At 73.0% G+C, this 10661-nt stretch carries 10 protein-coding genes; 6 read left to right on the top strand and 4 right to left on the bottom strand.

The genetic code is table 11. The annotated features are described in order from the left end of the window. Positions 1-11: 11 nt before the first annotated feature. On the bottom strand, positions 12-1487 hold the full coding sequence (locus tag ABZ805_RS21145; protein WP_358442871.1) for an aldehyde dehydrogenase (NADP(+)): 1476 nt from the start codon (positions 1485-1487) through the stop codon (positions 12-14). A 751-nt stretch (positions 1488-2238) separates the two neighbouring features. Between ABZ805_RS21145 and ABZ805_RS21140 the strand changes: the two genes are divergently transcribed. Further along, on the top strand, positions 2239-3666 hold the full coding sequence (locus tag ABZ805_RS21140; protein ID WP_358442869.1) for an MFS transporter: 1428 nt from the start codon (positions 2239-2241) through the stop codon (positions 3664-3666). Between the two features lie 3 nt (positions 3667-3669). Here ABZ805_RS21140 and ABZ805_RS21135 read toward each other — a convergent pair whose 3' ends face one another. Continuing rightward, positions 3670-4176, bottom strand: coding sequence for a CGNR zinc finger domain-containing protein (locus ABZ805_RS21135; protein ID WP_358442866.1), 507 nt, complete (start codon positions 4174-4176; stop codon positions 3670-3672). Between the two features lie 96 nt (positions 4177-4272). Between ABZ805_RS21135 and ABZ805_RS21130 the strand changes: the two genes are divergently transcribed. From ABZ805_RS21130 to ABZ805_RS21120, 3 genes are all read left to right on the top strand, one after another. Next, positions 4273-5151 carry an alpha/beta hydrolase gene (locus tag ABZ805_RS21130; RefSeq protein ID WP_358442863.1) on the top strand — a complete coding sequence of 293 codons (879 nt, stop codon included), beginning with the start codon at positions 4273-4275 and terminating at the stop codon, positions 5149-5151. 232 nt (positions 5152-5383) lie between these two features. After that, positions 5384-5944 carry a GNAT family protein gene (locus ABZ805_RS21125; protein WP_358442861.1) on the top strand — a complete coding sequence of 187 codons (561 nt, stop codon included), beginning with the start codon at positions 5384-5386 and terminating at the stop codon, positions 5942-5944. Between the two features lie 176 nt (positions 5945-6120). Then, the gene (locus ABZ805_RS21120; RefSeq protein ID WP_358442858.1) at positions 6121-7128 is read left to right on the top strand and encodes a 1-aminocyclopropane-1-carboxylate deaminase; all 1008 of its coding nucleotides are present in this window, start codon (positions 6121-6123) and stop codon (positions 7126-7128) included. A gap of 205 nt (positions 7129-7333) precedes the next feature. On the opposite strand, the gene ABZ805_RS21115 is transcribed toward ABZ805_RS21120, so the two are convergent. Beyond that, positions 7334-8227 carry a LysR family transcriptional regulator gene (locus ABZ805_RS21115; RefSeq protein WP_358442855.1) on the bottom strand — a complete coding sequence of 298 codons (894 nt, stop codon included), beginning with the start codon at positions 8225-8227 and terminating at the stop codon, positions 7334-7336. Positions 8228-8286: 59 nt separating this feature from the next. Here ABZ805_RS21115 and ABZ805_RS21110 point away from each other — a divergent pair, with 59 nt between their 5' ends. After that, the gene (locus tag ABZ805_RS21110; RefSeq protein ID WP_358442853.1) at positions 8287-9471 is read left to right on the top strand and encodes a YbfB/YjiJ family MFS transporter; all 1185 of its coding nucleotides are present in this window, start codon (positions 8287-8289) and stop codon (positions 9469-9471) included. A 34-nt stretch (positions 9472-9505) separates the two neighbouring features. Here the strand turns inward: ABZ805_RS21110 and map are convergent, their stop codons facing one another. Continuing rightward, positions 9506-10291 carry a type I methionyl aminopeptidase gene (gene map / locus ABZ805_RS21105; protein WP_358442851.1) on the bottom strand — a complete coding sequence of 262 codons (786 nt, stop codon included), beginning with the start codon at positions 10289-10291 and terminating at the stop codon, positions 9506-9508. A gap of 85 nt (positions 10292-10376) precedes the next feature. Between map and ABZ805_RS21100 the strand changes: the two genes are divergently transcribed. Continuing rightward, on the top strand, positions 10377-10646 hold the full coding sequence (locus tag ABZ805_RS21100; protein WP_358442848.1) for a helix-turn-helix transcriptional regulator: 270 nt from the start codon (positions 10377-10379) through the stop codon (positions 10644-10646). The last annotated feature ends 15 nt before the right edge of the window (positions 10647-10661 follow it).

Here is a 10661-nt window from a genome sequence, read left to right as displayed (position 1 = left end):
GGTCGTTCCGATCAGCCCGCGCGCGGGACTCCGAGCGGGTTCGCGGCCTGCAACAGCGGTGGCAGCAGGGAATCGGGGGCGTTCTGGAAGGCGACCGGGCGCAGGAACCGGTCGATCGCCGCGGTGCCCACCGAGGTGTGCGCGGGCGCGGTCGTCGCCGGGTACGGGCCGCCGTGCTGCTGCGCGGCCGTCACCGCCACCCCGGTCGGCCACTGGTCGAACACGACGCGCCCGGCGCGTGCGGCGACGAGCTCGACGATCGGCAGCAGCGGGTCCCGTTCGGCGGGTCCGGGGTCGCCGGAGGTCTGGACGGTGGCGGTGAGGCTCCCGTCGATCGCGGCGAGCACCTGCCGCAGCTCCTCGTCCGAGGCGTACTCGGCGATCACGGCGGTCGGCCCGAACGTCTCCTCCAGCAGTACCGCGTCCCGGTCGAGCAGGTTCGACGCGGCACCGGCGTGCAGCAGCGAGGGCGCGAACGCGGGGACCCCGGACTCGGTGCGCTGCTCGTCGCCGCGCAGCAGCACCTCGACGCCGTCGAGCGCGGTCACCTCGTCGAGCCGCTGCCGGTAGCCGTCGGCGATCTTGCCGGTGAGGACCCGCGCCGCCGGAACCTCCGCGGCCAGCTCCGCGATGCGGGCGGGCAGCGCCGAACCCGCCGGCACCAGCAGGATTCCCGGCTTGGTGCAGAACTGGCCCGCGCCGAGCGTGAACGAGCCGGTGAAGCCGGTGGCGATGTCCGCGCCGCGCTCCCGCTCGGCTTCCTCGGTGACGACGACGGGGTTGATGCTGCCGAGCTCGCCGAAGAACGGGATGGGTTTCGGCCTGGCCGCGGCGACGTCGAACAGCGCGCGGCCGCCCGCGACCGAACCGGTGAACGCGGCCGCCTCGATCCGCGGGTCCTCCAGCGCGCGCCTGCCGTCCGCGACTCCGGTGATCATCGCGAAGGTGCCGTCCGGTGCTCCCGCCGCGTCGAGGGCGGCGCGCACGATCTCCGCGGTGCGCAGCGAGGTCTCCGGGTGGCCGGGGTGCGCCTTGAGCACCACCGGGCAGCCCGCTGCGAGCGCGGACGCGGTGTCCCCGCCGGCGACCGAGAACGCGAACGGGAAGTTGCTCGCCGCGAACACCAGCACCGGCCCGATCGGCAGCAGCACCCGCCGCAGGTCCGGGCGGGCCCCGAGCACGAAGTCCGGGTCCGGTTCGTCGACCTGGACCCGCAGGTAGGAGCCGTCGCGCAGCAGGTCGGCGAACATCCGCAGCTGCACCGTGGTGCGGGTGACCTCGCCGGTGAGCCGACCTTCCGCCAAGCCGGTCTCCGCGATCGCGATGGGCACCAGCGCCGGGCTCGCGGCGTCGAGCGCGTCGGCGACGGCGGTGAGCGCGTCCGCGCGCTCGGCGGGGGTGCGTCGCGCCCATTCGGGGGCCGCGGCGGCGGCGGCCGCGAGCGTGCGGTCGAGGTCCTGCTCGACCGCGCTGTCCGTGGTGCTCACTGGAGGGTGGTCCTCTCGTTCGGGGCGCGTCGGTGGCCGCCGCGGATGCGCGCGGCCGTCCGGGACGCGAGATCGGGCTCGGCGGACGGCGGCAGCTCGCCGGAAGTCACCACTGCGTGCACACATTGGATGATTAGTTCACATTGTGGTCGTCGTGCAGGCCAGTTTGGTGGCCGCCTGCTCGACGTGTCAACACTCCGCCGGAGCACCGCTTTCCTTGGCATGACCGCACAACGACGGCGCACCTGCGAGTCGTGGACGCCCGCGAGGAACCCCGTACCGCCGCCTAAGTGAACATCTGGACCGCTATCCGGACGTCGTTCCGGCTCCAGGTGGAGCCGTCTCGGACGTGGACCCGCGAACCAGGCGGCACCAGTGCCGACCCCGCTCCCGCTCCACCGAGACCGCGCGCGGCCGCACCATCCCCGAATTTCCCGATCCCCAGCGCGGCAGAGCCGGTGTCGACTACCTTTCGCGCGAACGACCACCCCCTCGAAAGAACCGCTTCATTCACGCGCGGAAACACGCGAAACGGTCCCGCGGACAACGAATCGACCCTTTCCTCATCGAATCCCGGAGGAGCCCGTCTCCGAAATCCGGCAACTCCGCGCGCACCGCCCGTACCACACCCCGAAACACCGCCAGGAACCAGTACTACCTGGTCAAACATTCCAGCCGGAGCACTCCTTGCCATCGCAAGGACAAGTTTTCGCGAGCCGCACTCACCGAATGAGAATCGCGCTGAGATTCCATGAATTACGCCGGACGATCTCAGCGGCTCGGCGAAGTAGATCCACTCCGCCGGGCGATCCCGCGCACTGATTCACCTGGGTTAGCCTCCGAACTCCGCAGCGCGCGTTGGCGAATGAAAGCAGCGGAATCCCCGGTCCCGGAGGAGGTCGACGGTGCCCATCGACGAATTCGAAATTCCCCCGGCGGTCTTCGGACCGCACGACACGTTCGGCGCCGGACGATGAGCGGCCCCGGACAGGAGCCCCCCGCCGGGCGGCCGAGCACCGGCGCGGTCATAGCGGGCTTCACGCTCATAGTGGCTCTCGGAGTGGCGGTCGCCTCGCTGGGAGCATCCTTGCCGTTCCTGCGGGAGCACTACGGCATCGGAGTCGCCGCCAGCGGCTTCGCGGTCGTCGCGTTCAACGTCGGCGCCCTGCTGTCCACGCTGGTGTGCGGCCTGGCCGACCGGCGGCTGCCCCCGAAGCCCACCGTGTTCGTCCTGCTGGCGCTGTTCGCGACCGGCCTCGGCAGTGCGGGGGCGGCACCGACCTGGACGCTGTTCGTCACCGCGATCACCGTCGCCGGGCTCGGCTACGGAGGCCTCGCGCTGTACCTCAACACCGCGTTCGCGAGCGCGTTCGGACGGCACAACGTGCTGATGATCAACCTGTTGCAGGCGGCGTTCGGCATCGGCGCGATCATCGGCCCGATCGCCACGGCGGCCACCGCGCCGGTCGACGTCCGGTGGACGCTGACCGCGATGGCGGTGGTGACGGTGCTGTGCTGGACGGCGGCCGGGTGCTGCGCGGCGGAGCGGCGCGTACCGGCGGCGGAGGGCGCCGGGTGGAGCTCGCTCCGGATGGTCCTGGTGGTCTCGGCACCGTTCATCATCGCCGGGATCTTCTACAACGGGTTGGAGACCTCGGTCGGCGCGTGGGCGAGCACCCACCTGACCTGGTCCGGGATGGACCCGGGCGATGCGGCGCGGTCCACCGCGCTGTTCTGGGCGGGGCTGACCGCGGGCCGGGTGATCATCCCGCTGGCGGCGAAGAACCTCGGTCCCGCCACGCTGATCCGCATCTCGCTGGCCATCGCGGTCGCGGTGTTCTCGCTCTCGGCGTGGGGCGCGGCGCCGGTGCTGTGCTACGCGGTGGCGGGGTTCGCGCTCGGGCCGGTGCTGCCCACGACGCTGGCCTGGCTGAGCACCGCCACCCATCGCGCCCAGCTGGCGAACTCGATCCTGCTGACCGGGTGCATGGCCGCGAACGTCACGCACCCGTGGCTGGTGGGGATCACGGCGGATCCGGCGAAACCGTGGACGATTCCGGCCGTGCTGACCGGATTCGCGGCCCTCGGGCTGGTCGCCGCGCTCTCCACGACGGTGTTCCGGCCGAAGACCGCGGCCGACGATAAGGTCGACCAGCACGCGACGACCACCCGGTCGTGACTGTCAGTCCGATGTGGACTGCCGGGTCCGCTCGTAGTGCCGCCGGGCCTTCATCCGGTTGCCGCAGGTGGCCATCGAGCACCAGCGGGCCTTGTTGGCCTTGCTGCGGTCGAGCAGGAACAACCGGCACTCGTCGTTGCCGCAGGGCCGCAGCCGGCCCGGCAGGTGCTCGGCGACCCACGCCCACCCCAGCACGGCGCGGGCCGGGAGCAGTGCCTCGGCGGCGGCGGTGAGTTCCCAGCTCACGCCGTCGTCGCCGAGCGCCGGCCGCCGGTGCACCCCGTCCAGCGCACCGGCGAGCACCGCGACGGGCCGCCGCCCGAGCACCACGGCGGTGAGCCCGTCGCGGACCTGCCGCAAGGCGCGGAGTTCCGCGGCGGTGCCGGTGCCGCCGTGCGCGACGGCCCAGGCTCGGGCGGTCTCGTCGGTGGCGAGTTCGTCCCGCTCGGCGCCGTCGAGCACCGGCCTGCTGTTGAGCAGCGCCAGCAGCAGTTCCACGTCGTCGACCATCACACCAACCTAACCGCATCGTCGCCTGTTGACAGGTTAGCAGGACACGGCCTAGCGTTCGCGTCTAACCAGTTGAACCCAGTTGATGAGGTTACGATGCCCGCAGTGCACCACCGGACCGCGACCGTCGACGGCTACCAGGTCTTCTACCGCGAAGCCGGCTCGCCCGAGCACCCGACCGTGCTGCTGCTGCACGGCTACCCGACCAGCTCGCACATGTTCCGCGGGCTCATCCCCGCGCTCGCCGACCGCTACCACGTGCTCGCGCCCGACCACCTCGGCTTCGGCCGGTCCGACGCGCCGCCCGCCGACGAGTTCGACTACGGCTTCGACCCGCTCACCACGATCACCGAGCAGCTGCTGGACCAGCTGGGGGTGCGGGAGTGCGCGATCCTCGTGCAGGACTACGGCGCACCCGTCGGCTGGCGGCTCGCCCTCCGCCACCCCGAGCGGATCACCGCGATCATCAGCCAGAACGGCAACGCCTACGAAGCCGGCTTCGTCCCCGAGTTCTGGGCGCCGATCTGGGACTACGCCGCCGATCCCGGTCCCGCGAACGAGCAGGCCGTCCGCGGTGCCCTCACCGTCGAGGCGATCCGCTGGCAGTACCTGCACGGCGTGCCGGACCCGACCCTGGTCAGCCCGGACACCTGGACCCACGACCACGCCCTGATCTCGCGCCCCGGCAACGATGCCGTGCAGCTGCGCCTGTTCCGCGACTACCCGAGCAACGTGGCGCTCTACCCGCGGGTGCACGAGTACTTCCGGGCGAGCCGGGTGCCGCTGCTGGCGGTGTGGGGCGCGAACGACGAGATCTTCGGCCCGGACGGCGCCCGTGCCTTCACCGACGACCTGCCCGACGCCGAGGTACACCTGCTCGACGCGGGCCACTTCGCCCTCGAAAGCCACCTCGACACCGCCGCCGACCTCATCCGCGATTTCCTCGCCCGGAACCTGCCGCAGCACAGCCGGTGACGAGCTCGACCACGAACGATGCCGGGCCGCAGGACGGAGCGACCGGACACGCCCGAGATGTCCCGCGCCGGTCAGCGATCGTCCCGCGCGAGCGGGCGATACCTCCCGTTCTCGACCTCGTGCGCCCGGAACTTCGGTACGGGTTCGGCCGCCGAGCGGATTCGCCCTCGGCGGCGAGCGCCGCGCCGGGAAATGCGGTGCGCTCGCGGCGGAATCGCGGGAAGGTGCGGGGGTGGCCGTACTGGAGTTCCCGAACCCCGCGCTCACCGACGGCACCGTGACGTTGCGGCCGTGGCGCGCAGCCGATGTGCCGCAACGGTTCGCCGCCTTCTCCGATCCGCTGTGCCTGCGCTACTCCTGGCCCCACCCGGAGCCGTTCACCGCGCAGCACCTGCGGGACCGGGCGGCCGCGGACGAGCAGGCGCGGTTAAGCGGGGACAGGCTGGCGTTCGCCGTGGCCGATCCGCACGATCTCGGCACGGTCCTCGGGGGCGCTGCGCTCTACGACGTGGACCTGGAGCAGCTGCGCGCCCGAATCGGGTACTGGCTCGGTGCGGACTCGCGCGGACGCGGTGCGGCCACGGGGACCGTTCGCCTGCTGGCGACGTGGAGCTTCCACGACCTCGGCCTCGCCCGCTTGGAGCTGACCTGCGAGCCGACCAACTCAGCGTCCTGGCGGGTGGCCGAACGGTGCGGATTCGCGTTCGAAGGGGTGCTGCGCTCGCACCAGCGGTTCCGGCACGGGCGGCGCGACACCGCCGTGTTCGGGCTGCTGCCGGGCGAGTTGCGGTGAGTGGCGCGGCGGCGGTGTGATCCGCGGCGCGTCCGGAGGTGATCGGCGCTGGTCAGCGCGCCGCGGGTGGGCGCTGCGGTCCCGGTGCGCGAGACGGGGGTGGCGCGCGGCCGGAGCACCCCGCACGATCTGGCGGGCGATCACCGCCCACGGGCGATCGAGATCTAGGAGACGTCATGCCGCTGGCCGATTTCCCCCGCTACCCGCTGCTGTTCGGGCCCAGCCCGATCCACCCGCTCGACCGGCTCACCGCGCACCTCGGCGGGGCCCGGATCTGGGCGAAGCGGGAGGACTGCAACTCCGGGCTCGCCTACGGCGGCAACAAGACCCGCAAGCTGGAGTACATCGTCCCGGACGCGCTCGCCGCGGGCGCCGACACGCTGGTGTCCATCGGCGGCTACCAGTCCAACCACACCCGCCAGGTCGCCGCGGTCGCCGCGAAGCTCGGGCTCAAGGCGCGGCTCGTGCAGGAGAAGTGGGTGGACTGGCCGGACGCGGTCAACGACAAGGTCGGCAACATCCTGCTGTCCCGGATCATGGGCGCCGACGTGCGGCTGGACCCCGCCGGATTCGACATCGGCATCCGCGAGTCCTGGGAAGAGGCGATGGACGAGGTGCGGGCCGCGGGCGGCACCCCCTACGGCATCCCGGCCGGAGCGTCGGAGCACCGGCTCGGCGGGCTCGGCTTCGCGGGCTGGGCCGACGAGGTCGCGCAGCAGGAGGAGCAGCTCGGGGTCTTCTTCGACACCATCGTCGTCTGCACCGTCACCGGTTCCACCCACGCGGGCATGATCGCCGGGTTCGCCGGGCAGGACCGGCCGCGCCGCGTCATCGGCATCGACGCCTCCGCCACCCTGGCCAAGACCCGCGCGCAGGTCGAGCGGATCGCCCGGAACACCGCTGAGCTGATCGGTCTCGGCCGCGAGCTGCGCGAGGACGAGATCACCGTGCTCGAGGGCTGGGCGGGTGATCGCTACGGCATCCCGGTGCAGTCGACGCTCGACGCGATCCGGCTCAGCGGCAGCCTCGAAGGCATGATCATCGACCCGGTGTACGAGGGGAAGTCCATGGCCGGGCTGATCGACCTGGTGCGGGACGGGGAGATCGGGCGCGACTCCCAGGTCCTCTACGCCCACCTCGGCGGCCAGCCCGCCCTCAACGCCTACGCGGGCGCCTTCGCCTGAGCACCGCGGGTGAACGGCCCACCCGACCGCCGGGAACGGGCCGTTCCCCTGCGGCGCGCGGCGGTGGCGGACGCCGCCCGGTCGGCGGCGGCCGGACTCCGCTTGATCGGTGATCCGGCGGTGGCGGACGCCGCCCCGGTCGCCGATCGCGGCCCGCGGAACGGTCGGCACGGCAGGAGATCCCGGTCAATCCACAGTGGACGAATCAGGGACCGGCGACCGCGGTGGCCGCGTCGAGGAACCGGCGCACCAGCTCGCTCGGGCGTCCCGGGTGCACCAGGTGCACCGCGCTCGGCGGCGCTCCGGTGAGCGGGACGAACCGCACCGCCGGGTGGTGGGTGCGGCGGCGCGCGACGTCCGGCACCACGCCGATGCCGCGGTCCGCGGCGACCGATTCGAGCCACTCGTCGAAGTTCTCGGTCTCCACGACGCGTTCCGGCCCGCGCCCGGACGGGAAGGACCACGGTCCGGTGGTGCCACTGCGGACGTTCACGACCAGCGGCCAGGACGGCACCTCCGACCAGTCCAGCCCGCCGCTGGGCAGGGCGCCGCGCTCCGCGCAGGCGGCCACCCGCTCCTCGTCGAAGAGGTGCACGGCCCGCGAACCCGGCGGGGCGTCCCGCGGCTCGCCGCGCACGACGGCGACGTCCACCGCTCCCCCGCCGAGCTCCCGCAGCGGATCGTCGCAGCGCACCAGCCGGACCGAGGCGCCGGTGGACCGCTCGAAGCGGGTCATCGCGCGCTGCGCCCACGGATCGGGCAGCAGCCAGCTGAAGCCGAGCCGGACCGTGCGGCCCGCGCGCACCGCCGCCACCCCGCGCCCCAGCGCGGCCAGCACCTCCTCGGCGTGGCCGAGGAACTCGCGGCCCGCGGCGGTCGGCCCGATCTGCCCGGCGGAGCGGTCGATCAGCTCCACCCCGAGCACCTTCTCCAGCTGCGCGACGGTGCGGCTCAACGCGGGCTGGGTGATCAGCAGGTCGTCGGCGGCCCGGGAGAACGAGCCGCGCCGCGCCACCGCGACGAACGCCCGCAGGTGCCGCAGCTCCACGTCCACCCGCACCGCACCCCGCTCCCACCTCGCGCCATGCCCGGCAGGCATGCAACCAGCCGGATCGGCATTTCACAAGGAGATCGGGGCCGCTTAGCGTCGAGCGCACCATGAACCCCGACACCTCCGAGAACCTCGACACCTCCGAACGCACCGGCTCCCCGCGGCCCGTCGTCCTGGCCGCGGCAGCGGCGCTGGCCGCGGCGATGGGAGTCGGCCGGTTCGCCTTCACCCCGATCCTGCCGCTGATGCAGGCGCAGGCGGGCATGTCCGCCGGGCTCGGCGCCTCGCTGGCCACCGCCAACTACGTCGGTTACCTCGCCGGTGCGCTGGTCGGGATCGCCGCGCCCGGGCTGGTGCACTCGACCGCGGTGCTGCGCGGGTCGCTGCTCGCGCTGGTGGCGAGCCTGGCGCTGATGCCGGTGCTGACCGGTGCCGCGGCCTGGTCGGTGCTGCGGCTGGTGGCGGGCGCGGCCAGCGCGCTGATCTTCATGGTCGCGGTCAGCGCGGCGCTGTCCCGGCTGGACGGGCACGCGCAGCACTGGACGGGCTGGGTGTTCGGCGGCGTCGGCGGCGGGATCGCCGCGTCCGGCCTGCTGGTGCTGGCGCTGCGCACGGCGGGCGGCTGGCGGGAGGCGTGGTGGGCGTGCGCGGTGCTCGCGGCGGTGCTCACCGCGCTCGCGTGGCGGCTGGTCCCCGAAGCCCGGCCGGGAGCGGCGGCCACCGCGCCCGCCCCCGCCCGCGCGCACCGGTGGTTCGGGCCGCTGCTGGCCGGATACGCGCTGGAAGGCGTCGGGTACATCATCGCCGGGACGTTCCTGGTCGCGGCGATCGAGCACACCGCGCCGGGCCCGCTCGGCAGCGGCGCCTGGGTGCTGGTCGGGCTGGCCGCGCTGCCCTCGTGCGCGGTGTGGGCCCGGCTGTCGCTGCGGTGGAGCCGACCTGCGCTGCTGCTCGCCGCGCTGCTGGTGCAGGCCGTCGGGATCGCGTTGCCCGCGCTGCTCGGCGGGGCCGTTCCGGCGCTGGTGTCGGCGGTGCTGTTCGGCGCCACGTTCATGGGGATCAGCAACCTCTCGCTCGCCATCGGGCGGGACCTGCTGGTGCCGCGCGCGGTGGCGATGCTGACCGCCGGGTACAGCGCGGGCCAGATCCTCGGGCCGCTGCTGGCCGCCCCGCTGCTGGACGGCGGGTACGACCGGGTGCTGCTGCTGGCCGGGGCGATCGTGCTCGCGGCGGCGGTCGCGGCCGCGGCGGTCCGCATCCGCTACCCGCACCCCGCGGTCGCGACCCGGTGAACGGCCCGCGGCGCGGGCCGTTCGGCCGGAACGCTCAGGCCGCGGCGAGTTCCGCTTCGCGGCGGGTGAGCACCTTCGGACCGTCCTCGGTGATGGCGACGGTGTGCTCGGAGTGCGCGGTGCGCGAACCGTCGGCGGAGCGGATCGTCCAGCCGTCCTCGTCGTAGATGATCTGGTCGGTGGTGCGGGCGAACCACGGTTCCAGCGCGAGCGTCAGCCCGGCCTGCAGCTTCAGCCCGCGCCCGGCCCGGCCGCGGTTGGAGACGTGCAGTTCCTCGTGCATGGTGCGGCCGATGCCGTGCCCACCGAACTCGGTGTTCACCGGGTAGCCGTAGTCGCAGGCGACCGCGTAGATCGCCGCCGAGATGTCGCCGATGCGGTTGCCCGGGCGCGCCGCCTCGATCGCCGCTTCCAGGGCCTCTTCGGTGGCCCGGATGATCCGCTGGTCCTCCGGGGCGGGCGTGCCGACGATGACGGTGCGCGCGGAGTCCGCGGCCCAGCCGTCGATCTTGACGGCGAGGTCGGCGGTGAGCACGTCGCCGTCGCGCAGCACGTAGTCGTGCGGTTTCCCGTGCAGCACCGCGTCGTTGACCGCCAGGCAGATCACGTTGCGGAACGGCCCCTTGCCGAAGGACGGGGCGTAGTCCCAGTAGCAGGATTCCGCGCCGCGCTTCTCGATCATGGCGCGCGCGTGGTGCTCCAGGTCCATCAGGTTGACGCCCACGTCGGCGATCCGGCCGATCTCGGAGAGCACTTCGGCCACGAAGCGGCCGGTCACGTGCATGCGTTCGATCTCCGCGGGCGTCTTGATCTCGATCACGGGTACCTCATCACGGGTGGTCGGTATAGTTATACCGGAACGCTAGCACTGGACGGTATAGTAATACCAACCCTATCCTGGGTGCATGGTCCGCCAACCGCTCACACCCCAGCAGATTGAAGCAGGCAGGCGCCTCGGGTCCCTGCTGCGACAGGCGCGAGCCGACCGGGACCCGGTGGAGGTCGCGCACGCGGCGGGCATCTCCCCGGAGACCCTGCGCAAGATCGAGACCGGGCGGCTGCCCTCCCCCGGCTTCGGGACGATCATCTGCCTCGGCGAGGCCCTCGCCCTGCCGGTGGAGGAACTGGCCGCCACCTGGCGCGGCACCGACCAGCCCCTGGAAGCCGCCGGCTAGCCCGGCGCTCTCCCA

The sequence above is a fragment of the Saccharopolyspora sp. NPDC047091 genome, from assembly GCF_040643635.1.
GTDB lineage: Bacteria > Actinomycetota > Actinomycetes > Mycobacteriales > Pseudonocardiaceae > Saccharopolyspora_C.
The sequence above is the reverse complement of the archived record's forward strand: the minus strand, read 5'-3'. Positions and strand labels throughout refer to the sequence as shown.

What these genes read in the sequence shown, in the direction of transcription:
- ABZ805_RS21135 (WP_358442866.1), bottom strand. Translation starts at nt 4,176, where the DNA reads ATGGTCGACGACGTGGAACTGCTGCTGGCGCTGCTCAACAGCAGGCCG.
- ABZ805_RS21120 (WP_358442858.1), top strand. Translation starts at nt 6,121, where the DNA reads ATGCCGCTGGCCGATTTCCCCCGCTACCCGCTGCTGTTCGGGCCCAGC.
- ABZ805_RS21130 (WP_358442863.1), top strand. Translation starts at nt 4,273, where the DNA reads ATGCCCGCAGTGCACCACCGGACCGCGACCGTCGACGGCTACCAGGTC.
- ABZ805_RS21110 (WP_358442853.1), top strand. Translation starts at nt 8,287, where the DNA reads ATGAACCCCGACACCTCCGAGAACCTCGACACCTCCGAACGCACCGGC.
- ABZ805_RS21140 (WP_358442869.1), top strand. Translation starts at nt 2,239, where the DNA reads ATGAATTACGCCGGACGATCTCAGCGGCTCGGCGAAGTAGATCCACTC.
- ABZ805_RS21115 (WP_358442855.1), bottom strand. Translation starts at nt 8,227, where the DNA reads ATGCCTGCCGGGCATGGCGCGAGGTGGGAGCGGGGTGCGGTGCGGGTG.
- ABZ805_RS21100 (WP_358442848.1), top strand. Translation starts at nt 10,377, where the DNA reads ATGGTCCGCCAACCGCTCACACCCCAGCAGATTGAAGCAGGCAGGCGC.